Source organism: Mucilaginibacter sp. P4_G9, from assembly GCF_056400985.1.
The window spans coordinates 1-24982 of record NZ_JBFUKF010000035.1 but is presented as its reverse complement, the minus strand read 5'-3'; the positions used below and the strand labels follow the sequence as shown (position 1 = coordinate 24982).

Annotated in this window: 22 protein-coding genes; 13 read left to right on the top strand and 9 right to left on the bottom strand. The window is 44.1% G+C overall.

The annotated features are described in order from the left end of the window. Window positions 1-584: DUF4202 domain-containing protein (locus AC1DPZ_RS05720; protein ID WP_477401861.1), on the bottom strand; the 584-nt coding region annotated here is incomplete at its 3' end. 241 nt (window positions 585-825) lie between these two features. On the opposite strand from AC1DPZ_RS05720, the gene AC1DPZ_RS05715 reads away from it, so the two are divergent. The 13 genes from AC1DPZ_RS05715 (at window position 826) to AC1DPZ_RS05655 (ending at window position 18615) form a co-directional block, all read left to right on the top strand. Further along, window positions 826-1284, top strand: a complete 459-nt coding sequence (locus tag AC1DPZ_RS05715; RefSeq protein ID WP_477401859.1) for a hypothetical protein — start codon at window positions 826-828, stop codon at window positions 1282-1284. 411 nt (window positions 1285-1695) lie between these two features. Further along, window positions 1696-2133 carry a type IV pilin protein gene (locus AC1DPZ_RS05710; RefSeq protein WP_477401858.1) on the top strand — a complete coding sequence of 146 codons (438 nt, stop codon included), beginning with the start codon at window positions 1696-1698 and terminating at the stop codon, window positions 2131-2133. A 28-nt stretch (window positions 2134-2161) separates the two neighbouring features. Next, window positions 2162-2662, top strand: a complete 501-nt coding sequence (locus tag AC1DPZ_RS05705; protein ID WP_477401857.1) for a hypothetical protein — start codon at window positions 2162-2164, stop codon at window positions 2660-2662. Beyond that, complete coding sequence (locus AC1DPZ_RS05700; protein ID WP_477401856.1) at window positions 2659-4092, top strand: GspE/PulE family protein; 1434 nt, start codon at window positions 2659-2661, stop codon at window positions 4090-4092. The genes AC1DPZ_RS05705 and AC1DPZ_RS05700 overlap by 4 nt, the downstream gene beginning before the upstream one ends. An 8-nt stretch (window positions 4093-4100) precedes the next feature. Further along, complete coding sequence (locus AC1DPZ_RS05695; protein WP_477401855.1) at window positions 4101-6035, top strand: type II secretion system protein GspD; 1935 nt, start codon at window positions 4101-4103, stop codon at window positions 6033-6035. Window positions 6036-6039: 4 nt separating this feature from the next. Beyond that, window positions 6040-7257 carry a hypothetical protein gene (locus AC1DPZ_RS05690; RefSeq protein WP_477401854.1) on the top strand — a complete coding sequence of 406 codons (1218 nt, stop codon included), beginning with the start codon at window positions 6040-6042 and terminating at the stop codon, window positions 7255-7257. A gap of 1 nt (window position 7258) precedes the next feature. Continuing rightward, the gene (locus tag AC1DPZ_RS05685; RefSeq protein WP_477401853.1) at window positions 7259-7792 is read left to right on the top strand and encodes a hypothetical protein; all 534 of its coding nucleotides are present in this window, start codon (window positions 7259-7261) and stop codon (window positions 7790-7792) included. A 190-nt stretch (window positions 7793-7982) separates the two neighbouring features. Next, window positions 7983-8345, top strand: a complete 363-nt coding sequence (locus AC1DPZ_RS05680) for a hypothetical protein (RefSeq protein WP_477401851.1) — start codon at window positions 7983-7985, stop codon at window positions 8343-8345. 129 nt (window positions 8346-8474) lie between these two features. Further along, window positions 8475-12065, top strand: a complete 3591-nt coding sequence (locus tag AC1DPZ_RS05675) for a carbohydrate binding domain-containing protein (RefSeq protein WP_477401850.1) — start codon at window positions 8475-8477, stop codon at window positions 12063-12065. A gap of 25 nt (window positions 12066-12090) precedes the next feature. Then, window positions 12091-15780 carry a DUF6443 domain-containing protein gene (locus AC1DPZ_RS05670; RefSeq protein ID WP_477401849.1) on the top strand — a complete coding sequence of 1230 codons (3690 nt, stop codon included), beginning with the start codon at window positions 12091-12093 and terminating at the stop codon, window positions 15778-15780. Between the two features lie 12 nt (window positions 15781-15792). Then, on the top strand, window positions 15793-16350 hold the full coding sequence (locus AC1DPZ_RS05665; protein ID WP_477401847.1) for a hypothetical protein: 558 nt from the start codon (window positions 15793-15795) through the stop codon (window positions 16348-16350). 858 nt (window positions 16351-17208) lie between these two features. Next, entirely contained in the window at window positions 17209-17958 is a 750-nt protein-coding gene (locus AC1DPZ_RS05660; protein WP_477401846.1) for an SDR family NAD(P)-dependent oxidoreductase, read from the top strand. A gap of 72 nt (window positions 17959-18030) precedes the next feature. Then, window positions 18031-18615: a TetR/AcrR family transcriptional regulator gene (locus tag AC1DPZ_RS05655; RefSeq protein ID WP_477401845.1), complete on the top strand. Its 585-nt coding sequence runs from the start codon at window positions 18031-18033 to the stop codon at window positions 18613-18615. 43 nt (window positions 18616-18658) lie between these two features. On the opposite strand, the gene AC1DPZ_RS05650 is transcribed toward AC1DPZ_RS05655, so the two are convergent. The 8 genes from AC1DPZ_RS05650 to AC1DPZ_RS05615 all read right to left on the bottom strand — a co-directional run. After that, window positions 18659-19810, bottom strand: coding sequence for a type II secretion system F family protein (locus tag AC1DPZ_RS05650; protein WP_477401844.1), 1152 nt, complete (start codon window positions 19808-19810; stop codon window positions 18659-18661). Next, complete coding sequence (locus AC1DPZ_RS05645; RefSeq protein WP_477401843.1) at window positions 19797-20303, bottom strand: PulJ/GspJ family protein; 507 nt, start codon at window positions 20301-20303, stop codon at window positions 19797-19799. Before AC1DPZ_RS05645 ends, AC1DPZ_RS05650 begins: the two co-directional genes overlap by 14 nt. Further along, window positions 20293-20664, bottom strand: coding sequence for a hypothetical protein (locus tag AC1DPZ_RS05640; RefSeq protein ID WP_477401842.1), 372 nt, complete (start codon window positions 20662-20664; stop codon window positions 20293-20295). Before AC1DPZ_RS05640 ends, AC1DPZ_RS05645 begins: the two co-directional genes overlap by 11 nt. Then, window positions 20646-21911, bottom strand: a complete 1266-nt coding sequence (locus tag AC1DPZ_RS05635) for a hypothetical protein (protein ID WP_477401841.1) — start codon at window positions 21909-21911, stop codon at window positions 20646-20648. Before AC1DPZ_RS05635 ends, AC1DPZ_RS05640 begins: the two co-directional genes overlap by 19 nt. Next, window positions 21904-22500: a toxin-antitoxin system YwqK family antitoxin gene (locus tag AC1DPZ_RS05630; RefSeq protein WP_477401840.1), complete on the bottom strand. Its 597-nt coding sequence runs from the start codon at window positions 22498-22500 to the stop codon at window positions 21904-21906. Before AC1DPZ_RS05630 ends, AC1DPZ_RS05635 begins: the two co-directional genes overlap by 8 nt. Continuing rightward, window positions 22501-23004 carry a hypothetical protein gene (locus tag AC1DPZ_RS05625; RefSeq protein WP_477401839.1) on the bottom strand — a complete coding sequence of 168 codons (504 nt, stop codon included), beginning with the start codon at window positions 23002-23004 and terminating at the stop codon, window positions 22501-22503. Between the two features lie 8 nt (window positions 23005-23012). Beyond that, entirely contained in the window at window positions 23013-23972 is a 960-nt protein-coding gene (locus AC1DPZ_RS05620) for a fibronectin type III domain-containing protein (protein ID WP_477401838.1), read from the bottom strand. A 470-nt stretch (window positions 23973-24442) separates the two neighbouring features. Next, a partial coding sequence (locus AC1DPZ_RS05615) for an aminotransferase class I/II-fold pyridoxal phosphate-dependent enzyme (protein WP_477401837.1) occupies window positions 24443-24982 on the bottom strand: 540 nt, incomplete at its 5' end.

The window sequence follows — 24982 nt, the reverse complement described above, 5'->3', positions numbered from 1 at the left end:
CTGCTTAACGCTTTATTAATCAGGTCAAGTCCGTTTGCCGAATAGGGTAATTTGAGTGCAAGCCGATGCCCGTTCGCATCCATTTTTAATAATGATCTCCGAAGTATATTTATTATTTTCTCTGGTTCATGCTCGTACTTTTTACGGAATTCTTCATATTGTAATTGCAGAAACACCAGGCAAAGCGCATTCTCCATGGTCTGAACATCAGGATCAACCTTAATTCGTTGTTTCAGGATGATCTGCTTAACACGATCTATTGTCTCATCGCCATAACCGGCTTCTTTCATTAAACGCCCGGCAATAGCAGCATGGTGCAGGGCAAGGTTTTTACGCCATTTAAGATAGGGATCGCGCCCGTCCGGGTAATCCTCACGCGGGATTTCCCATCGCCCGATATGCTGACTTCTGGAGGCTAATAATAGTTCTTCATTAGCATCAGGATCCAGTTTTAAAACCCACTCATATAATTTAACAGCAAAAAAATATTCCTGTGGCTCACTTATACCTTCCCATGTAAAACTACGGGGGTCTTGCTTATTGTAAGCATCAAAAAGCTCGAATGCCTTATTTAATTTACTCATTGGTTGAAAATAAGCTTTTTATTTATAAAGCCATCATAGTTTTTTCAATTAGCATAAGTTCACTTTGTGGGAAAGCCGGGCAAAATCACATCAACAAACTGCACAAAAAGTAGAGGAGTATGATGATAAAACGCTGATGTCTATTATTCCGGTAGTTGGTCTACTATTTTTCTGCTTCATTTCCTGTTTGCTTAATATTGTTATCAGAAAATAATCAGGGATTTCATTTAAAATTTATATTATGCAACACACAACATTCAATCATGCGTTTATTAAGATGTTTACGCTGATTACACTATGCTTCACTGCATTTGGTTTCACAACAAAGTTCGGATTGGACAGTTACGAGATCTATCTTAATAACAAGCTCATCCTAAAACAGGCGGTGAACCAGCCATTGAGTTTAAGAGTACTGCAGCTGGGTAAGGCAAACGACAATGACCAACTACGCATCACCTACAAACATTGCACTGTAAAAGGGGCCGGCACTAACAGAAGCATAGCCATAAAAGACGAGAAGGGAAATATATTGAAGAAATTTGAATTTGCCAATGCCACCGGTTCCGATTTAAATATGGTAATATCGGTAAAGGATCTGCTGCAGTTGAAAAAAAACAATGTTAATCATGAGCTCAGCCTTCATTATACTGCACGGGAACTCCCTAAAGGCGAAATGCTTGCATCGCTTCGTTTTAAATGATGAGATACTTTCGGGAGAAATGGCTATGCATTAGGTAGCATAATATACGGGTCAGTTAGTACCTATTTGGTGAACGCCAGGTGAGTCGGGCGGATAACCAGGATAATGATATTGAAAAACAACCGGTTGTGCCAAAATCTGTGTTACTTACCTCCATTCCATGAAAAGGCCCTTTGATTAGTTTCTCAGGGCTTTTTATTTGGTCAAAAACTACAAACGTAATCATTCGAAGKTACAACATTATGGTTTCCTATCATTTTTATTTCCTGCGATTTTCAACCTACATTGCTAATAACTGTTTAATTTATTGTTTTCTTAAAAACAATAAATTAGTAAATAAGAAGATTTTATTAACTTAGGCTCAAAATTATAATAGTAGATTTAATCCTAAGCCATTACATATTTCAATACATGTTTTTTCTAAAAAAGTATCTTAAACCAAAACCTAAAAGATCACTACAGGCTTTTTCATTAATGGAGGTTCTTGTGGTGCTCATCATCATCGGTATACTGGTGTTGCTGGTTTTACCAAACCTGCTCCCTGTAATTACAAGGGCGAAAACCACCGAGGCCAAACTACAGCTTGAGCATGTGCAGATGCTGGAAAAGACCTATTTTTACGAACACTCCAAATATACCAACGACCTGAACGAACTGGGCTTTATCCAGGAGAAACTAACCACCGAAGGTAAAGATGCCCGGGCCAATTACCGGATAGAAATTTCCAGTGCCTCCAACTCGGGTTTTACCGCCAGGGCTACCGCTGTAGTTGATTTTAATCAGAACGGTACCTTTAACGTATGGGAAATGAACCAGGACAAGATCTTAAAAGAAGTTACCCCGGATTAAGGTGCTGCTGACTATACAGATTTTTCTTTTGCTGATTTTATCCCTCATTTTAATTCAGGATATATTGTACCGGGCGGTACATTGGATAGCGTTTCCTTTGTTGGCTGTAGGGTTATTGTCTCTGCACGTACCGGAACGTCATGATTTAGCTATTGTATTTCAGCAGACTGTAAATAATATATGTTTTCTTGTAATGGTGCTGGCTGTTTTAACGCTTTATTTTTATTTTAAAAAGGGCAGGCTTATCAATATAACGGACGGTCTGTTAGGCTGGGGCGATGTTTTATTTCAGGCTGTTATTGCTGTTTACCTGTCGGTATTTAACTATATATTTTTTTATATAGCGAGTATGCCTGTTGTTTTATTAATGTGGATATTATGGCAATCTGTAACAAAAAATAAAAATAAATATATTCCGCTTGCCGGGTTTCAATCCTTATTATTTATTGTATTTTTAGCAGGCGACTGGTGGTATTTTCATGTAAATATTACCGATGATTACTGGCTGCTTCGTTACCTAATACCATGAACACAGACCTCCAGATTGTTTTATTAACCGAACATATCCATATCCTCACCAAAGATATGGCCTGGCATTACCGTGTGCTTCCAAAGGGCAGTGCACGTGGTCATGTTTGGCTATATTGTGATGATGATGTAGATACAGACGCCCTTGCCGCCGAGCTGGAAGTATTGCTGGGCATAGCGGTTTCGCTTGAGCCTATAGCTGCTGCCGATATTTCCCGGTTGCTATCCAAGTATTATATAAAAGACAACACGATAAAAGGATCTGCCCAGGTTAGCGTACATCATGATGAGGATAACTTCCTGATGAACCTGATTGGGGAGGCCAAGAACCTGAAAAGCAGTGATATTCATATTGAGCGATATGAAAACAAGTGCCGCGTCAGGATCCGTATAGATGGCAATATGGTGGAACGCTACCTGCTGAAGGAGGATGATTATCCCGCGCTCATTAATAAGGTAAAGATCATGGGCAACCTGGATATTGCCGAAAAGCGACTTCCGCAGGATGGCAGGATCAATTTTAGTCACCAGGGGCACCAGTTTGATATCCGGGCCTCGGTTTTGCCCACTCTGTATGGCGAAAAGGTTGTGCTGAGGTTATTGAATAACGACGCTACCGATATCGATCTGAACAGCCTGGGGTTTTCTGCTTTCGACCTGGATAACTACCTGCAGGGAGCAAAAAGGCCTAACGGTATCCTGCTAATCAGCGGGCCCACAGGCTCCGGTAAAACCACAACCCTTTACGCCACCCTGAAGCTGCTGAATAAGGAAACCCGTAACATCCTTACAATTGAGGATCCTGTTGAATATACATTGGAGGGGGTTAACCAGGTGCAGCTGAAAGAATCTATCGGGCTCACTTTTGCCGCGGCATTACGTACATTTCTGCGGCAGGATCCGGATGTGATCATGGTGGGAGAAATCCGTGATACCGAAACCGCCAATATGGCCATCAGGGCGGCGCTTACCGGTCACCTGGTATTATCAACCATACATACCAATTCTGCCTGGGGAACCGTTTCCAGGCTTATTGATATGGGGATTCCATCTTATATGGTGGCCAATACCTTAAACACAACTGTTGCACAACGCCTCATCCGTTTATTATGCCCGCACTGCAAGCTTCAGAAGGATTTTGATGATTCCCTTTATCCCCGCCAGTTTAAGCCTTACCATGAGGTGTCACTGCACTATACCCCCCGGGGCTGCGAAAAGTGTTACTATACCGGCTATAAGGGCAGAAAAGCGGTTTATGAAGTTATTCCGGTAGACCTCGACCTGGCAAGGGAAATAAAAAACGGTAACATGAATGTTCAGGGCCTTTTAAAAGAAAGAGGTATCCGTACCCTGGCAGAGAACGCCTTTAGCCTGTTTAGCGATGGGTTAACATCCATTGATGAGATATATCCCCTTTTATTTAACTATTGATTTACTGCATGGTGAAAAAATTTACATATCTGCTTTGTTGCTTTTTTATTTTAACCGGATCATTAAAACTATACGCCCAACAGCAGGATAGGATAGAGATCATCAAACAGAGGCTGGATGACCTGGCCGGCAATGTTCCGGGCCTTAACCAAAAAGTTCAGCTGCTGGTTACCGGCGTTCCCATACACGAATACCTGAACGCCATAGCCCGGTCAAATAACCTGAGCATCAGCTCGGACCCTGGTATGAATTTTAGTATCTCGGATACTTTTACGGGCGTTACAGCCTCCAATATATTGGTGCTGCTGGCCCAAAAGTACAACCTGGATATTACCGTGATTGGGTCCATTATAAATATTACACCATATAAAGACCCCAATCAGTTCTTAAAACCTCCTTCTAAGGAGATAGGGGTGAAGTATAACGCAGCTAATAACACGCTGTCGTTGTCATTAGCTAATGATAGCCTGCCGGCAGTAGCCAGGAAAATAACCCAGGTATCGGGTAAAAACATTGTAGTACCGGGCTCACTGCAAAACAAAATGGTTACCGCTTACATTGCGGATGCTCCGTTTGATGCAGCCTTGGGTAAATTTGCTTATGCCAACGAGATAAAAATGGTGCGCACTGCAGACGACTTTTACCTTTTTCAACCTTTGGATGAAAATGAGGAAGTATATGTAAATGGGGATAAAAATACTGCGGTACGCAAAACGTTTCGCAATGCCGGTCAGCAGGGAGTAGGTGCGGCTACCGGTTTATTTGTCAGGGTAGTTAACGGGCAGAAACTGATCTCTGCAGATGCGGTCAATTCGCCCATCATCGACCTGGTTAAACAGGCATCGCAGGAAACGGGTAAAAATTATTCTATTTATTCGGATATTAAAGGCACCATCACGCTTCACGTAAATGATGTGAGCTATGATGCCCTTTTAAGCCTGTTATTTAAAAGTACCGAGTATACCTTTCATGCCGATAACGGCATCTATGTTATAGGCGACCGTAAACTGGAAGGCTTACGTACTTTCAGGGCAATTCATCTGCAAAACCGTGCCATTGATACCATTTTAACCATGATCCCCAGCGACTGGAAAAGAGGTATCGAGATCAAAGAGTTTCGCGAACAAAATACCCTGCTGCTTTCGGGTTCAGGTGCGCAAATTGATGAAGTTGAAGGATTTATCAAACAACTGGATGTACTGGTGCCTGTAGTAATGATAGAAGTGACCATGATAGATGTGCACAAAAGCAGGACTGTCTCTACAGGGATCTCCGCCGGAGTTTCGGATAGCGTARAAACAGGAGGGTCGGTATTACCCGGGCTGGATTATACCTTTGGCGCCCGGGGAGTAAACGATTTCCTGAACAGTGTAGGTAAAATGACCTCGCTCAACCTCGGTCATGTGGTACCCAATTTTTATGTCAGGTTACAGGCTTTGGAAGCCAATAACAATATAGATGTACGCTCCGTTCCAAAACTAACCGCTCTGAACGGTCATTCGGCCACTTTAAGTATTGGTAGCAAGCGCTATTATAAAAATACCACGCAAAACGTGATCCCCTCTATTCAAAGCGCGCAATCCATATTTACCAATGTTTACCAGGAGGTTAATGCCGATCTGTCAATCGCGATCAAACCCGTGGTCTCCGGTGATGACCAGGTTACCTTGGGAATCAGGGTAAATATATCCGATTTTACATCCATCCCAACTGATGGTTCACCTCCGCCACAGGCGATTAGTAAATTTGAGACCAGTTTGCGGGTGCATAACGAGGATACAATAGTATTAGGCGGCCTGGAGCGGACAGAAAGCGACGACAGCGGTTCAGGAATCCCCTTGCTGTCAAGAATTCCTATCTTAAAATGGATCTTCAGCAGTCGCTCCAAAACCAACTCCAAGGTGGTTACCGTGTTGTTTATCAAGTCCACTATTATCCGCTAAGCAAATGGATCTGTTAGCGCAATATTATAGCATCAGTCAGGCGGCCGGCGTCGCAGTAAATATCCGGAAGGATGGTTCCTGTGAGATCAGTTGTTGCCAGGTGATCACAGATCATAAGCAACTCACCATCGAAAAAAAGGTTGTTGAACTGGATGCTATAGATGGGCTTCCACGGCATCTTGATATCAAAATTCCAATCGCGCTAAATTTATCGGGGAAGGGGATCCTGTTTAAACAGCTTACCGCGATACCTGAAGATAACCAGCATGATATCTCCAGGATATTACCCGATTTGAATAGCAATGATTTTTACCTGCAACAGTTTATTTCCGGCGACCAGGTGTTTGTGGCAATGATCAGGCGAACAGTTGCAGATCATTGGATCAATATTTTGCAGCAGCAGGGGTTTACGGTGCTAATGCTGAGCCTTGGGCCTTTCCCTGTAGCGCATATTTTAAATCAGCTCAATATTTATGAAAACGAGGTGATATTTAACGGCAATAAGATTAGTCGCGATGAAGCCATGAACTGGACAGGTTTATCCCTCGATCCATCATTCACCACTCCGTTTACCTTAAAGCTTGATTCGGAAGTTATCGATCAAAAACTGGTACTGCCTTACGCCACTGCCTTTCAATTGGTTTTAGCTGCCAAACTCGAGCTGATCAGGGCAAATGTGGAGGCGCTGGAGGCGCGGTTTCAGCAAACTATCGATACCAAAAAGTTCAAAGTAAAAGGTGCCCTGATGCTTGGTGTTTTCTTTGTTCTTTTACTCATTAATTTTGTGTTTTTTTCCTGGTTAAATTCCGAAAACATACAGCTTAACGAAAAGGTAAGTCTCTCGGCGAACAGCAGCAGCGATATGCAGGCTTTAACAGATAAAATTAAGGAAAAGGAAACATTGCTTAATGATTTGGGATGGGATGGCGGTATCAACAAAGCCATGCTGGTAGACCAGCTTGCGGCCTTGCTTCCCGGCGAAATCACTATGAAGGAGATAGCCATTAACCCGGTAGACGACCTGGGCAACCGCAACCGGCAGGAATTAAAGTTTATAGATCACCGGATCAGGATGGCTGGAAGTTCTGCGCGGATAATTGAGGTAAATGAATGGATAGCCCGGATAAAAACAAAAAAATGGGTTAAAAATGTTCAGTTAGAAAACTATAACTATAATAACGAATTGAGTACCGGGAAATTTAACATTATAGTAGATTATTGATATGCTTAAAAACCTGCCGATAAAAAAGAATTATATATTGATAGCCGGTATTGTGCTGTTTTTAATGATCAGCTACCAGCTTTCGTTCAGGAAAACGGTGGAAGCCTGGCTATTGCACAGGCAATTAACCGGGCAGGCTGCCAAAGCCAATAACCTTGATTACCAACCCGGGTACCTGGAGCGAAAAAGCACCAACCTGGATAACATCCTTAACCTTTATAAAGCCGATACCAGTTTACTGCGCAGCAATATTATAAGCACGATAACGCTTGTGGCCGAAAAGCAAAACGTTAAACTGATAGAAGTACCAACCCAGGACGCTTTTTACCATACCGATAAGTTTATCATCCAAAAATTAAACTTTGAGGGCGACTTTTTTAATTTGAATAAGTTTTTAAATCAGTTACATTCTTTAGATCAAATAGGGATCGTCCGCTCTGTTGATTTTAAACTGATAACCCCAGGATCGGGCGTCGAAAATGAAAAGAAACTCACCATGCAGATCTACCTGGAGTTGTCGACAGGTGAGGGATGAAAGGGGTAATTTTAATTATTACTTTTTAAACTCTTGAAAATTAATTAATAACATAACTGAATTAATTATTGAATTATATTAATATATTATTATTAAAAACTCAATTAATTAATGAATATTAAAATGTTTTTTTATAAGTATTATTAAAATTGTATTTTGCCGGTGCTTAAAAATAACCTTATCGCAATTTATGAAACGAATAATATTTATCACTGCCATATCCATTTCCTGCCTTACTGTCTTACTTTCCGCCGCCCTCCCCGACCTTTCGGGCAAATGGACCGGCAACCTATTAACCGCCGATAGCACGGCATATCCCTTAACCTATAATTTTACCCTGCTTGGCGATTCTGTTGCCGGCACGGCCAAAAGCACGCTTGGCGAATTCCCTATTGAAGAAGGGAAGCTGGATACCGCCGGGCTTCATTTTAAGGTGACGGTGAATGGGCTGGATATTCCGCATAACGGCGTCGTGTATGCTGATTCCATAGGTATGGACATCAGTTTGAACGGCTCCATGGTGCATTGCACGCTGAGCCGGGCTGCTAACTAACAATGTCCTGAATGGCCTTTCATGCAGCTGAAAAGATATTTGATAATTTCCTCGTCTATATCCTCGAATATGCATGCCGTAACCAAAATAGAACTCCACAAGCGCTCTTAAAAACTTTACCCCCTCACAATGTCCGTTAAAACCAATCCCATTGCTTTCGCATTCTTTTTGCTATTCCAGATTCTGTGTTTAAAAGCCAGCTATGCACAAACGGCTAACACATTCCAAAATGTTATCAACGTTTCAACCGTTTCTCCCGATGCGGCAAGTCTGGGCAAGTTCGGCAACATACCAGTAAGCTACACGACGGGCGTGCCCAACATAACCATACCAGTTTTTGAAATCCACGTCGGAAAGATCACCCTGCCCATTACGCTCGATTATCATTCGGGAGGCGTGCGGGTGGATGAGGTGGCATCGAGTACCGGCCTTGGCTGGGCCATGAACGGCATCGGCATACTGTCAAGAAATATGATCGGACTTCCTGACGAAAATACCGGAGGATTTACCACGGCACCATCCCTCGACAATTTATACAATTATTTCCAGGGAACAATGTACGGGCCAACAACGGACATGCAACTTGCCAAAGTTTACCTGAACGTACGTGATGGCCTGGCAGAAACGGAGCAGGATGTTTTTTCCTACAGCCTGAACGGATCCGGCGGGAAATTCATGTACCGGCAGGACGGCTCGATTCTGCAGATTCCGGTGACCAACAACCGCATAGAAAAAATCGGCACCAACTTCAAGGTTACCGATGAAAACGGGATCGCCTACATATTCGACCAGAAGGAAACCACCAGCTTGATAAGTCAGTCGGCCATCGGGCCGGGAACGTATACCAGTTCCTGGCGCCTTTCAAAAATGATCGATCAGAATGTGGCCGACACGGTATATTTTAATTACGATGCCCGCCAGGGCGACATAGAGCGGACCTGGAACTTTACGTATTCTTTTGGAACCCTGTGCAACGTAAATGGCGGTATCGGCACTACGGACATAACCGGAGAAAAATCATCGGTAACGCAGATGGGCCATTACAACCTTTATCCCAGGGAAATCACCTGGAAGGGCGGCAAGGTCGTTCTCAAAAATCTATTTGACAGGGCCGACCGCACCAGCGAAGGTCGCCTGGATAGCATTATCGTGTATTCGAAACTCAACGGCGTCTACAAGCCAATAAAGAAGGTTAAGTTGCACCAGTCCTATTTTTTCAGCAACCCTACCAACACCACCGCCGATAACCGCAATTATCGCCTTCGGCTTGATTCCGTAAGTTTTGTATCGCTAAACAGTGCCGATGTTCCGCTACGATACAGGATGACCTATAATAGCGATCCGATAGCGCCAAACGAATCGTTCGCGCAGGACATCTGGGGCTTCAATAATGGTCAATTTAACAATACGTCGCTAATGCCTATCCAGAGCATCGTATGGAACGGCATATACAACACGGTTGGGGAGGCGCACATGGACCCCGAGGCGAATGCGATGCAGGCCTGCATGATCCAGTCGATACAATATCCAACCGGTGGAAAAAGCGTATTCGAATTCGAGCCGCACCAGTATCCGTTGGATTATGCAACCACCAGGCTAAATTCTGTCGGCTGTGATGCGTATGGCAGCATTCAGCAAACGTCACAAACCTCATTTACCGTAGACTCAAGCGAAACCGCGTTCAGGTATGACGTGTTTTTGTCAAAATACAACTATCCGAACGTAACCGATAGGCCRAGGGTTGTTATGATAGACCAGACCACCGGTACGGAAATATTTCGGGTAACCAACATGACGCCCGACCAGGACCTTAAAACGACCACAACGATGTTAAATCTTACGCTTGGGCACACCTACGTCATTACCACGAGCATTTATACATTGAATGCGAACGTTAAGGGCACGGCCTTGATTTCATGGCTGGAACCCACCGACATTCATGAAATAAAAATAGGCGGAGGATTAAGGGTCAAGTCGATTACTAATTATGATATCGGCGGCGCCTTCGTCAACAAGGACCTCTATGATTACGGGGCTTACGGAACGCTGGTCACCCCCGCATCGTATCTTTTGATAAATTACGAGGACATGTTTTCCAGGTGCTCATATTCCAGCGCAGCCTCGCCCAACGGATGTATAGTCGGGCAGACCGACAACATTCCCGCGCGGATTTACCACGCGAAAAGCATTTATCCCGCTACCCAGTTTAGCGGCAGCGTGGTGGCGTATGGCGGGGTAACAAAATACGAAGTGAACGCAAGCGGGCAGCCCAACGGAAAAACCATCTATCAGTACAATATCTATCAGGATAATTCGAATTACGCGTCGACGGATTATGGAACGGTTGGCGTGTTGCTGACGAACAACACCTGGAAAAGCGGTTCGTTAAAGCGGGAATCCGTTTATAAGTCAACACCTTCCGGCTATTCGCCGGTCAGCGTCAAGGAAAGCACATACAGTACTTACCGTGCCGATTCGTTTTCCGGCCTGAAAATTAAGGTGCTGTACCAAACCAATGGAAACTGCGGAGATGTTGACACGGTAATTACCAGGGCCGGGGCTGTTGGTGGAAACAAGTCCTACTTTTTCCCTTATAGGGTGCCTAACAATACGGGTGCCATACTGCTACAAAACCAATCGGATACCACATTTGACGATGCCGGGAACAAAATAGTTAACATTCATAACTTTTATTACGAGGACTTGGCCAACACGTTGATGACCAAAAAGGAAACATTCAACAGCAACGGGGAAACGCTGACGGATGTAATTAAATACCCTCATGACCTGGCTTCCGGCACCAACGTGTATCAAACGATGGTGAGTAGGAATATCATATCTCCCACCGTAAGGTTCCAGCAGTTGAAGAACGGATCGCAGCTGGCGCTGGCCAATATCAATTACAACGACTGGTTCGGCAACGGCAACCTCCTGCTGCCGCAAACCGTGGATGAGCAGGTATTGTTGAGTCCGGTGGAGACCAGAACAAAGTTCAACAAGTATGACGCATACGGCAACATCCTGGAACAGCAAAGGGCCAACGCACCGGGTTTGGGCTACAAGTGGGGCTACAATAATCAATATCCCGTTGCACAGGCAGTTAACGCGGCTGCCAGCGAGATCATGTACAACGGCTTTGAGGAAACCGGAAGCTGGGACGGTGCGCTGACGGCGTACGATGCCAGCGTTGCCCGCACCGGACGAGCGTCCGGAAGGATCGACGACGCTGCGACTTCGGAAATATATAGCATGAGCAGCAAGTGGCTCGACATCTCACTGGGCGCGCCGAAAACGTACCGCTACTCGGGCTGGGTCTACAGCAATGGTCCAAGTGCGGATATCTATCTTTTCATGAAGCGCGCGGGCGAGACGGGATACTTCAGCTACGTCGACTACGCCAGAACGACCGTTACCGGCAAGTGGACCTACGTGGAAAAGGATTTCCTGGTTCCCGCGGATGTCATGCAGCTGAACGTCAGGATCGACAACAACGGCGCGGCCAACGGCGGCACGAAGGTCTGGTTCGACGACATCAGGATTTGCCCGGCGAATGCCCAGATGAGCACCTACACCTACGATCCGCTGATTGGAATGACCAGCAGTACCGATGCCAAAGGGATGACGACGTATTACGAGTACGATGGGTTTCAAAGATTGCTGAACATAAAAGATCAGGACGGCAATATCCTGAAGAGCTACGATTATAATTACCGCCCTTAATACCAAACCTTAACACAACAGGAAAATGCTCATCCATTATCAAAAATATATTAAAGCGGCGCTAACCCTACCGGCTCTGCTGCTTGCCATCAATACCTTTGCGCAAACCTCCACGCAGAACTATGTGCGTACAAGGATACCCCGCAAAGCCATAACCACTAATACAAAACTCGACGCCCTAACGGCAACCAAGGATTCGGTAATGACCACCATCCAGTACCTGGACGGCCTTGGCCGCCCCCTGCAAACGGTGCAGCAAAAAGCATCGCCATCGGGCTATGACATCGTTCAGCCCTTTACCTACGATGCGTACGGACGGGAAGCCGTAAAGTATTTGCCATATAGGACGACCAACACCAGCTATGGCACTTATCGCAGCGACGCACTGAACACAGGCGCAGGCGTACGGGCATATTACAACCCAACAGGCGGCGCAGCAGAAGGGCAGCAGACCAATGGCGTGGTGAAAACCCCCTATCCCTTCGCGCAGACCGGCTTTGAAGCCTCGCCCCTGAACCGGGTGATAGAGCAGGGAGCGCCTGGCCATTCCTGGCAGAATTTGGGCACGCCGGATGCAAATAGCAGCAAAAGCACGCTGCGCAGCATTATTGCTACCAATGACCAGGCTACTGTTAACTTCAACACCGCCAATATTACTACCAATGCAGGCAGCAGGAAGGCGGCACTGTATACCGCGACCATTAACGCAGGCGGCAGCCGCTCCTTACTCCGGGCCGGTAACACGGCTACCTATCCACCGAACCAGCTGTATGTAACCATCACCAAAGACGAAAACTGGAAACAGGGCGACGGCTGCTTTGGCACCACCGAGGAGTACAAGGACAAGGAAGGGCATGTAGTGCTCAAGCGTACCTATAACATCAATACCAGAACCAGCAGGGCCGAGGAGCTGAGCACCTATTACGTATATGATGACCTGGGCAACCTGTGCTTCGTGCTGCCGCCGGGGGCAAGCCCGGACAACAATGCCGCCATTGCGCAAGCAACGATAGATACCAAATGCTACCAGTACCGATATGATGAACGCAACCGGCTGGTGGAAAAAAAGGTTCCGGGTAAAGGCTGGGAATACTCGGTATATAATCTGCTCGATCAGGTAATCTTCAGCCAGGATTCGGTACAGCGCAAAAAAACGCCCCAGGATTGGAGCTATTCCAAATATGACGCGATGGGGAGAGTGATCATAGCGGGGGTTGAAGGAGGGCATACGGAAACGAGAGCCGCGCTGCAGAGCTATGTGACCAGTGTACTTGCCAATGCAGGTGCAACGGAATGGGAAACCCCGAACACAACAGGCACTAATGGGTATACCAACACCGCTTTTCCCACGGGCCCTAATGCCGTGCCGCTTATTATCAGTTACTATGATGTCTATACCGGCATTCCCGGCTTACCTACACCGTATGACCAGCATATCAATGCCGCCTACAGCCAGCAAACCACCGGGCTGTTAGCCGCCACCAAAACCCTGGTGCTGAATACCACGGCAGACTACCTGTGGAATGTGCCTTATTATGATAAGGAAGGCCAGGTGATCCGCACGTTCAGCCAGCATTACCTGGGCGGGGCAAGCCTGTTGAGCCAGTGGAATTATGACGATATAGTCACGATATACAACTTTGCAAAACAGCCTACTTCGGTTGTACGGACGCATTATGTGGCCAATGCAACCAAAACGGACAAAGTGCTCTACCTAACCTCCACCGATACTTACATCTATGACCACATGGGCCGCAAGCGCAACTCCTATAACCAGCTGAAGGACGGCGCTAACACGGCACAGGTCAAGATCATGGTGGCCCAGAGCTCCTATAACGAGACCGGGCAGCTCGTCAAAAAAGGACTGCATTCCATTAACAACGGGGTAAGCTTTTTGCAGAATGTAAACTACCGCTATAACCCAAGGGGATGGCTCACCAATATCAATAATCCAACGCTTACCAGTGACGGCGGGCTGACCAACAGCGATACCACCGACCAGTTTGGCATGGAGCTGAAATATGACAGCGTTGCTACCTCCAGGCCACAGTACAATGGCAATATAGCCTCCGTAACCACCAAAATAGCGCCGGTATCGGGGACCACCTACAGCAGCCTCACCTATGATTACCGCTATGACAAGGTAAACCGGTTGAACGATGCGGTGTCCTCAACAGGCGCGGCATCCAAAGACGGACTGCACAGCGAATATGTCACCTATAACACCATGGGCGACATTACCGCCCTGGGCAGGTATGATAACGTGGGCGGCCGTATCCAGGTAGACACGCTGACCTATACCTACAGCGGCTACCGGCAAACGCGGGTAGACGATGCGGCTGCCTATCCCGGCACCTGGGGTTTCGTCGATGCTGTAAAGCTGGCCAACGAATATACCTATGATGGCAACGGCAACCAGTTGAAAGACCTGAACAAAACTATCACCAGCGTCAGCTACAATATGCTGAACCTGCCGCAGATGATCACCAAAGCAAACGGCAACTCAGTAGCGTACGTTTATGATGCGTCGGGCAGGAAGCTGCGCAAGATCTCTGTAGATGTTGCCTCGGGGAATACCATCACCACCGAATACGTTAACGGGATAGAATACGACAACGGAACAAGCGCCATCACCTTTATCCAGACCGAGGAAGGCAGGGCAAGGAAAACCGGAACAGTATATAAATATGAATACGACCTAAAAGATCACCTGGGCGACACCCGTTTAACCCTGACCTGGGACCCGACTGATGCAACACAGCGTACTCCTTTAAACCTGCAGCACACGGAGTATTATGCCTTTGGGTATACTATACAAAGTTTACAAAATAGCGTGCCAAGTGCTAAAAACTTGTACCTTTATAATCATAAAGAGTTGCAGGAAGAGACGGGGCTGTACGATTATGGCGCGAGGTTATATGATCCGGTGGTTGGGAGGTGGACAAGTGTGGATCCGTTAGTTGAGGCTGGGCAGGAAAGTACTTCGCCATACGGTTATGTGTTTGATAATCCAGTAAAGTTAACCGATCCTGATGGGCGGGCGCCTGATGGTTGCTCCACTTGCGATTTATTGATAGGTTATGCAGCAGCAGTTCTTGACAACAATACAGGAGGTATATTACCTATCAGGCAAATTGCAGGTCATTTAGTAAATGATACCAAGTCTTTTAATCGAGGGCAAGATGGAGGGGATATAGTCAGTATTATTCAGGGAGGTGCAGAGGTGCAAGGCGGGGCCACTACAGCGGCCACAGCTTTAACCGCAACTGCAGGTTCGGGAGGATTAACAGCTGAAGTTTCCTTACCTGTTGCAGCAGTTGGTGGATTAGTTGCCGTTCATGGTGCTATTACAGGAACGACTGCGGCAACGAGTTTGGGTTCTCAAAAAGGAAGGCTGGATGCTAATGGTTCAGGTGGGAAAACAGTTAATCATCATTCGGATCCTAAATTTATGGGTGGYGAACCTAATCAAAATACTACACCCATGGCTGAGGGTGATCACCAGCAATTACACAAGGATTTAAACGAACACTTAGTAAATTATACCGATGGGAACGGAAATCATATGAGGCCACAACGTAATAACTCAGGAGCAAATATACAACGAAATTTTACCCGTGAACAAAGAATCAAAGCAATGGCAGATTTTTATTTAAATAAAAGTAAACCTTATGCTAATGCAGCGATAGATTTTTTTAAACAGCATTCACTTTAATTTTATATAGATATGACTTTGGGTTATGTATTATCTCCGCCAGACAATGGAGAGTATATGTTTTATAAACTTGAGATAGATGAATGCACAAAATATAGGAACATCTATGATACTAATAAAATAGATCCTGAATTTAGAGTGTTTAAAAAAAAGGATATTACAGAAACATATGATGGCTATAAAATTGTGTCCAATAGGTTCAAGCTTTTTTGTGAGACTGAAGGGTATGAGAATCTTGAATTTATCAGTTTATCTACCCCCGGATTTTATTGGTTTAAAGTTAATAATATAATTAATTATGATGGCAAAGCAAGAGGCACTCAATTTATTAACTATAGCGAGTATTGTAATGGATATGAGGAAATTATTGGGGCGACCCCAGCCTGTTTAAAAAACAAATCAATAATACCTGATAATTTTTTTAGAACAGATATATGTTTTGGAAGCTATCATAGAAAATCTCCTTTGTACATTATAGGACAGGAAACAAAAAATAAACTTAAAGCAGCGGGGTTTAAAGAAATTTATTTTGAAAAAATACTGGATAAATATGATTGGGAGAAAGGATAAGTCATACAAAATAAAATATGGCTCATTAAATTGCCTCCTCGCTGGCAAACGCATGCCGTCCCAAGCTACCGCCAGGGCTTTTTGAACGCTACCGCAGGCCTTTTGCTGCAAATCCCGGATGTTAGTTTCATCCGGGATTTTGTATTTTTAACGTATGAGCCGTAATTATAAATTCAGAAATCCAGAAGGATCATATCTGTAGTTTTGCAACGGTTTTTTGGATAGATGTTTTTGTAAGGCTGCAATGCGTTGATTACCTAAGGCAGGAGCATTGCGACAGCGGGGATTGTACCTTGAGTTGTCAAAAATTATTGACAGTCTTAATTGAGTCATACTTATTTGTAAGGACCAACTTATTTTGCAAATTCCGGGATCAGCGTTTTTATCTTTTAATAATCCCAGGCTGGCACATACATATCCCTGTGTCTTTTAGATTTTCTTTTACTAAAAAACCTTTTACCAGCAATAATTCGCAATAGGGATGGCAGTGAATACCGGCCTCGCGCCTAATGCCTTGCAGGCGTATAAACGGGAGCCTGGGCCGCAGGCATTGCCAAAATAACGTTCAACAAGAATGAGTTATTTGCCCATGAAATCAACAATATGTACCTATTGAAGCACCTGGTTCGCCAAATTTCAAACCGGGAGGAAATGATTAAAGACCTTCAAAGCGTTTATATTAGTTTAGTTATCGGTCGTTTGCCCACTATCGATGTTAAGCAGAAGACCGGATCTTCAGCCTTTACAATCCATTTGTCATCCCCGGATAATAATTTACCATTTCGGAACGATTGGTCCTAAATGAATATATATTAGCGGAATGATTGTTCCGAAATATAAAAAACAATCACTCAYACCATGAAAAAGTTAGAAAACAAAGTAGCAGTAATAACAGGTGCATCAAAAGGTATTGGTGCCGGTATAGCAAAAAGCTTGGCAGCCGAGGGAGCCCTGGTTGTTGTAAATTATGCTTCGGCCAAAGCCGGCGCTGATAAGGTAGTTGCAGACATCGTAAGCAATGGCGGTAAAGCTATTGCGGTACAGGGCGATGTATCAAAAACAGCAGATATTAACCGCCTGTTTGATGAAACAAACAAGGCTTTTGGTGCGGTTGATATCCTGGTAAATAATGCAGGTGTGTATAAATTTAGCCCGATTGAACAGCTTACCGAAGAGGAGTTTCACAGCCAGTTTAATACCAATGTGCTTGGTTTGTTGCTTACAACGCAGCATGCGCTAAAAAACTTTAACGAGAACGGTGGGAGTATTATTAACATAGGTTCGGTAGTAAGTAGTATTGCACCGGTTGGCAGTTCTATTTATACCGCAACCAAGGGCGCTGTTGACGCCATAACCCATGTTTTATCAAAAGAACTCGGACCAAAAAAGATCAGGGTTAACTCCATTAATCCGGGTATGGTTGAAACCGAAGGAACCCATACAGCAGGATTTATTGGCAGTGATTTCCAGGCTGAAACCGAGCGTACAGCACCTTTGGGCCGTATAGGGCAGCCGGAAGATATAGCGCTGGTTGCAGTATTCCTGGCTTCTGAAGAGTCGCGCTGGTTGACCGGCGAAACCCTTCTGGCCGGCGGTGGCGTAAGATAACAGGCGATATTTACCGATAAAAACGTTTAAAATTGGATAGCTTTGCTTAATTTAAGCAAAGCTATTTTTGTTATGGCAAGACCAAAGGATTTTGATGAAAATGAAGTGCTGGCCAGGGCGGTAGAGCTTTTTTGGCTTAAGGGATATAACTGCACCTCGATGCAGGACCTGGTGGATGGACTGGGCATCAGCCGGTCGAGCCTTTATGATACCTATGGAGATAAGCATTCGTTGTTCATTAAGGCGTTGCAAAGCTATCAGAATGCGGCTTCGGGTAAGGTTTGTCAGATTGTTAATAATGCGCAACCGGCCAAAGAGGTCATCAGACAATTGCTGGAGTTAACTATCGGCGAACTGCTGGAAGACCGGAAGCATAAAGGTTGTTTTTTGGTGAATGCCGAGGTAGAGGTTGCCCCGCACGACGAGGAAGTGAGCCGGATGATATGTAAAAACGACCAGCAAATAGAGGACGCATTTTACCTGGTAATTAAAAAAGGCCAGGACAGTGGCGAGATCACCAATAACCAGGATGCCAGGGCACTGGCACGATTTATAATTAATACCGTAAAAGGTATCCGGGTAACCGCTAAGTCGACGAATGATAAAAGCATTTTTGATGATATTATCAGGCTGGCGATATCAGTATTGGACCGATGAAAATGCTAAATTCCCGGCCATATTAAAAGTGTGCAATAGCTCACTATTGAAACGTATTTCCCATCTGGAACATAGGCAGGTACATGGCTATCATAATAACCCCCACCAGGAAGCCAACCACGATAATAAACAATGGCTCCATCATGCTGCTTAAGGAAGTGGTTTGGTATTCTACTTCTTCTCCGTATTGTTCGGCTATTTTTGCAAAAAAGTAGTCCAGCTTATTGGATTCCTCTCCGATCCTCACCAGCTGGATCATTTTGGAGGGGTAAACCTTAAATTGCTGCAGACTTTGGTGCAGGGATTTACCGTTAAGAATGTCGTCCTCTACCTTTTGCAGCGAGGATTCGATGGGGTACCAGCCCACCATCTGCCTGCTCAAAGCAATAGCCCTTAACAGCGGAACATGAGCGCTGATCAATAACCGCATAGAATTGCAGAACCTGCCCAGGTATATTTTTTTGATGAGATTACCTGCCACCGGCACTCTTAACAGGAAACCCCACACAATTTTGCGGTAAGTTTCAGTTTTGCGTACCCGGTATAAAAAGATAATCAACGCCGTAAACAACAGGAAAACCGGAAGAAAATAGGTCTCCATTCCCTTCGAAATGCTAATAACCATTTCGGTTATCCAGGGCAGCTGGCCGCCAAAACGCTTCAATACATCTGCAAACATGGGCACCACCACCTTCAGCATAAAGTAAACCGCGCCAAACGACGAAAGCAGTACCATACAAGGGTAGGTGAGTGTAGATACAATTTTGCGCCTTTGTTTGATTTTGCCCTGGTAATATTTAGCCAGGTCCTGCAGTACCTCAGAGAGCTTGCCGGTTTCTTCACCAATCTGGATACTGTAAACCTCGTACAACGAAAACTTACCCGACTTTTCTAAAGCTTTGGAAAAGGCAATACCATTATTTAATACACTATCCTGAATGTCTTTAAATAATTTCCGGTCATTTTCTTTTTCCTGTTCGGCGGTAACCAGTTCCAGGCTCGTTTTTAAATTAATGCCTGCCAGCAGGAGGGAGCTTAATTCCAGGTACAGGTATTCCTTCTTCTTATCACTTAGTTCTTTACCCCCAAAACTAATGTCGCGGTTTAAAAAAGCCAGTATGCCACCTTCCTCAGTAGGTTTTGAAGGTTTGGGTGCTTTCTTTTTTTCGTATTGGCTCAGGTCAATTGTCGGCATTGGCGTTTTGTTTAAAAAGGTCAGCAGAGCTGTAAAGTTTAAAATAATGAAAGGTTATTTTTTCATTATGGGATAGCAGGTCCAGTTCAAGTTCATCAATCCTGTTACTAACAGGATCCTGCGTAACCATGCTCACAGGCTGCTGTTCAAATGTCATGTGGGTGCTTTCTGTTTTTACCTTAAAGGTATCAGTAATTCCGCTTACACGTACAATGTAATTGTTGTTTAATATATAGCTGACGCTGCTTTTATTGTTTTTCAGGAGAATTCCCGAGTCGTTTTTAATGATCATATCAGCCCGCCGAAAATCCCGCTGAAGTAGCCGATCCAGCTGCACCAGGCCGGCGGATTCTTCATTCTTAAACAGAAAGGAATGATAAGAGCTGCTAACTACAGAAAATGCCGTATAAACTATCAGGATAAGTATAGCCGAAACCATCATAGCAATGGTAACCTCCATAATGGTAAAAGCATTTAATTTATTATGGTTCATACTTTTTAATCATTATTTCCCTTACCTCTGTTATTTTCTGTTGGTTCTCGTCATAGGCTGTTAAATGCAACTCACTTAATTCAGGTTCATTTTCAACCGGTTTTAATTCGGGTATAATCCTTAAATTATCCTGGTTAAATGGTTGCTCCGGCAATTCCCGGGTTTGTTCTGCATTAAGCAGAATATTTTGAAGAATGGCAGCTGCCCGGATCTTTTTGGTGGACAGCGCCTGCTGTGTTACATTGGCAAAAATCATCATGGCCATACCAAATATCACAACAATAATAACCATGGCCACCACCACCTCGACTATTGTGGATGCGGCTATCATTCCTTTTTTTACTATTTTTCTTCCAGCCATTGCAGTATTTTTTTCTTTGGTGATGCTACCGGCATCATTTCACTGGTTAAATAATACCTGGATAGGGAAGGGGCATCAATCTTCAGGTTGATGAGGTAGTTCTCATAACGGGTAAATGTACTTTGGTATATAAAACGGGTAGTAAATGCACTGCCTTTTATAGTAACGCTATCTTTTGTCGACAACATATTTTGTGCATACACCTGCCCGCTTATCTGTGATCCCTTACCTAAACTAATGGTTGCAGGCAATGCCGATGCTTCTTTTTCATAAGTGAAAATACAACCATCTATCCTGGTGTTTTGACCGATATTGATCTGCGGGGGAAACCCTACCATTGGCGATTTATACCGCAACAAGCCTAAACAGGAGGGATAATTAAACCTGCAATTTTTTTCAACCCCTATGGAATCTGTTGCAAACAGCTGGCAGTTACCATGAAAGCCTTCTTTAACCAAAATCGCTTTTGCAAACACCAGTACGTTATTTAATATCGCTGTACTGTCAATCGTTAACAGCGTATCAGAATACAAAATGATGTTCCCGGATATACTGGTATTTTTTAAAGTATAAGAATTTGAACCCAGGTTAACGATATAGGTTGGATCACGAAAGGAAATTTTGGTTGTATCCGCATTCCATTTCTTGTTTACAGGGCCTCTCGACTGTTTGAATAGCCGCTCCAGTATATTTAGCCTGCCTTGATTAAGTAAGGGAAGTTTACGCTGACTATCATGCGTTTTACCTATAATAAGCCGTTTATCGCCCTGGTAGGCTTTATTATCCACGTATGCAGGTTTAACGCCTGCTTTGGGTATATATACATCGCCGCGTACCATAGTTTTCCCGCTTACTGATACGGGTCTGTCTTCATCTATGAGGTATATTGCAGCCCATTTTGAAGAGTCAATTGCAAAGGCGGTTGAAAACACTTTAAACAGGGTATCCTTTTGCTTAAAAACCTCGGCAACGCTTATATCATATACGCCCCAGGGGATATTTTTAAGCTTAACGGAGTCATCATCATTATTAAATAAACTGAATGATTTGCCCTGCAGGTACAAACTATCCCTGCTTGTAAGTAAGATATGAACACCGGAGGAAAGATTGTTTTGTAAGCGGTCGAACCTGGTTTTTACCTGGTACTGTCCGCGAAAAAAATAGGCGGCCAGAATCAGGGATGAGCAGAGCACTGCAATAACCAGGGCTATAATGATCACGATATATAAGGCCGAAGCTTTAATCATGAGCTTTGCCTGGTTTTTTCTTCTTTTTAAAAATATCGATCTTGTTAAAAAATGATTTTGGCTTTTCGTTCAACATCTGGCCATTTTTGTAATATACGGTCCGGGTGGAATCGCGGCCTTCATAAATTACAACGGGTCCGTTAAACTCGTCCTGGTAATATTTTCCTGTTTGTTTCACACTCCCATCCGGGTTGAAAAAACTGAAATTACCCGAACGGATACCCAGGTCCCAGTTAACCAACCGGGTCAATATACCTTGTTCATTCCATTCTTTCCAGATTCCGTCCTTTAAACCCTTTTTAAAAATCCCCTGTGTTTTAAGGTTTTTATTGAGGTAAAATTCGGTATAAACGCCATTTAGCAGCTGCCCGCTGTATCCTCCCTGCAGCGTATGAATTTTGTTGGCAGCATACCAGTAATACTTAAGATCGGGTTGCACATCCGGGTTTGATGTAACAGGTATAACCTCTGCCAGTATGGTTTTATCTGTATCGGTGATCCGTATTTTGTGCAGGCCATAATCCGGCATTTTTTGAGCGAATGTCTGGAGCGTTAACGTAAGGAATAGGAAAGTATAAACGAGTTTCATTTAGTTGGCGGGTTTGATGCGGATATATTTTGTTTTACCTTCATGATTAACCAGTACAGAATCCTTCATATTCCGAACCAGTTTTACGTGGTCAATTGTTTCACCTTCGTTCATCGTGGCTTCTTTACCATTGATATGCAGAAAGGCAATCAGCTTCTTTGAATCAGGATTCCTTATGTATCCCGAATATTGGATAATATCCCAATTGAAAACGGGCTTCATGTTTGTTATCCCGGTTTTTCGATAGGGCCTTCCCAAAGACCGGGGTTTTACCGTATCTTTTTTTACAATTAATCCAAAAGGGTCCCTGTAATTGAGCATTAACCGGGTAGTATCTTTAGGTATGGCATAATCATTAAAAACCTCTTTGGCCGCAGGCGGTGGAATATAGGCGTCATCATTGCTTCCGCTGTACGCGGCAACTATTCTGTATATTATAATCCCCCATACAATCAGCACAACGAAGATAAGCACATACGTCAAAACTTTATTTTTTTTGATCATAACGCCTTTTATAGCAGGGTGAAATTTCTTAAACCGCTGGCTTTACCTTCTTTGCCAGAGGTGTTTACTGCACTTACTTTCCAGTATATTTTTTCGCCGCTACTACCCAGGTTAAAATTATAACTGGTGGTGCTTATAGCCGCCGGGAAAGTATTGTTGTACAAAGTGGTCGAATCGCTTTTAAATACGTATAATTTATAACCGGATACGCCGGTAACCGCGTTCCAGTTAAGTTGTACAGGTAAACTTACGGTACTGCTATTATTGGGCGAAACTAAACTTACCTGTGCAGGCAAAGCGATTGCATAGGTGACATACCTGATTGCCGACCATTTAGATTGTTCGGTTTCATTTTCAGCACGCACACGCCAGCCATAAACCTGTTCCTTTGGTACATTGAAACTTACCTGCTGACCCGGGACAACCTGGTTATAAACAAGGGTATTTTCGTCAATAAAATTATTGGTATCAATCTCTACCTGGTATTTGGTTGCGCTGAATAAACTGTTCCATTTAAAAAGAATGGTACTTTGGTTGCTGGTTGCATTATTTGCCGGTGAAGAGAGGGTTAGGGTTTGGTTGGTTAACGATGACTCCTCCACGGTGAAACTTCTTACTGTTGAATATTCAGTTTGAGAGCTTCCGTTTTCTGCCCTTACCCGCCATTCGTATTTTCCAGGATCAAGGGTCGACGCAAATTTATTGCCATTTATTAGCGTATCTAATACTAAACCGCCAATGGAATCAAATCCGGGAGTAACTACCTGTAGCCGGTAATTCAAGGCATCTTCTACTTCGTCCCACCAAAAATTAACTGTGTATTTAGTGCTTTGGTACTGGTTTGCAGGGGCTTCCAGTTGTACCTGTCTTTTAGCAATTGATGGTTCTATGAATTCTTTGCAGGATGTTAAAAATGCTGTTAAAGCCAAAAATGCAAATAAGATATACGGAAGTGATAAGCGTTTCATTTACCACTAATTTAGAAATATTCTCATAAATCATATTAGAATTATTAATAATATTAATAGAGAGTTAAAATATGCTGATGAAGTAGATATCCACGCGTTATAACAAGGCACGAAGCAATGAGCCCCCTCTAAATCTCCCCCGGTAGGGGAGACTTCTTGATTTTAAGCCCTTATGACGTATTTGCAAAAAAGTCTTTTGTCATCAGGGTAATCGCTTTTAAAACTTTCACCATAGCGATGGGTTTCAAACCCATCGCTATTTGCCAATATGCTGTGCAAAACAGTTTTATTTGATAGATTTTTCTGGCGTTCGATCCTTTAATATTTTAAAAGCGATTGCTGCTTTTGCCATGCTGAACGTTTGAAGCATCTATTATTCGCTATGCTTCTTCGCCCTGTACAGTCTGCGAATAGATCCTTCACCGCGTTCAGGATGACAAATCTTTTAAAACGTCATTTCTCCTTGCAAACTATTTACCAGCTGCCAGTTGCTCCCGGCCAACTGTTCTGCCCGGATACACTTTCAGTGCTTCCTCTAAGCAAGTCATGGCACTTTTAAGATCGTCGTTATTAAGCACATAAGCCAGCCGTACTTCATTTGTACCCGCACCTGGGGTGCTGTAAAAGCCGGTTGCAGGCGCCATCATTACGGTTTGGTTGTTGTAGCTAAAGGTTTCCAGTATCCATTGGCAAAACTTGTCGGCATTGTCAACAGGTAACTGGGCTACCACATAAAATGCGCCGCCCGGATTAGGGCAATAAACGCCATCCATTTTATTTAATGCAGCAACCAAAGTATCCCGCCTGCTGGTATATTCTTTATTTACAGTCTCAAAATATTCATCAGGAGTATCAACCGCGGCTTCACCCGCAATTTGTTCAACCATACCGGGGCTTAATCTTGCCTGGGCAAATTTTAATGCTGCGGTACGCAGCTCCTTGTTTTTGGTAATAAGGCAGCCTAAGCGGGCGCCGCAGGCGCTGTAGCGCTTGCTTACGGTATCTAACAC

Bases quoted from the DNA above. Each gene is read 5' to 3' on its own strand.
- AC1DPZ_RS05715 (WP_477401859.1), top strand. From the start codon at position 826: ATGCAACACACAACATTCAATCATGCGTTTATTAAGATGTTTACGCTG.
- AC1DPZ_RS05710 (WP_477401858.1), top strand. From the start codon at position 1,696: ATGTTTTTTCTAAAAAAGTATCTTAAACCAAAACCTAAAAGATCACTA.
- AC1DPZ_RS05700 (WP_477401856.1), top strand. From the start codon at position 2,659: ATGAACACAGACCTCCAGATTGTTTTATTAACCGAACATATCCATATC.
- AC1DPZ_RS05690 (WP_477401854.1), top strand. From the start codon at position 6,040: ATGGATCTGTTAGCGCAATATTATAGCATCAGTCAGGCGGCCGGCGTC.
- AC1DPZ_RS05685 (WP_477401853.1), top strand. From the start codon at position 7,259: ATGCTTAAAAACCTGCCGATAAAAAAGAATTATATATTGATAGCCGGT.
- AC1DPZ_RS05680 (WP_477401851.1), top strand. From the start codon at position 7,983: ATGAAACGAATAATATTTATCACTGCCATATCCATTTCCTGCCTTACT.
- AC1DPZ_RS05665 (WP_477401847.1), top strand. From the start codon at position 15,793: ATGACTTTGGGTTATGTATTATCTCCGCCAGACAATGGAGAGTATATG.
- AC1DPZ_RS05660 (WP_477401846.1), top strand. From the start codon at position 17,209: ATGAAAAAGTTAGAAAACAAAGTAGCAGTAATAACAGGTGCATCAAAA.
- AC1DPZ_RS05655 (WP_477401845.1), top strand. From the start codon at position 18,031: ATGGCAAGACCAAAGGATTTTGATGAAAATGAAGTGCTGGCCAGGGCG.
- AC1DPZ_RS05650 (WP_477401844.1), bottom strand. From the start codon at position 19,810: ATGCCGACAATTGACCTGAGCCAATACGAAAAAAAGAAAGCACCCAAA.
- AC1DPZ_RS05645 (WP_477401843.1), bottom strand. From the start codon at position 20,303: ATGAACCATAATAAATTAAATGCTTTTACCATTATGGAGGTTACCATT.
- AC1DPZ_RS05640 (WP_477401842.1), bottom strand. From the start codon at position 20,664: ATGGCTGGAAGAAAAATAGTAAAAAAAGGAATGATAGCCGCATCCACA.
- AC1DPZ_RS05635 (WP_477401841.1), bottom strand. From the start codon at position 21,911: ATGATTAAAGCTTCGGCCTTATATATCGTGATCATTATAGCCCTGGTT.
- AC1DPZ_RS05630 (WP_477401840.1), bottom strand. From the start codon at position 22,500: ATGAAACTCGTTTATACTTTCCTATTCCTTACGTTAACGCTCCAGACA.
- AC1DPZ_RS05625 (WP_477401839.1), bottom strand. From the start codon at position 23,004: ATGATCAAAAAAAATAAAGTTTTGACGTATGTGCTTATCTTCGTTGTG.
- AC1DPZ_RS05620 (WP_477401838.1), bottom strand. From the start codon at position 23,972: ATGAAACGCTTATCACTTCCGTATATCTTATTTGCATTTTTGGCTTTA.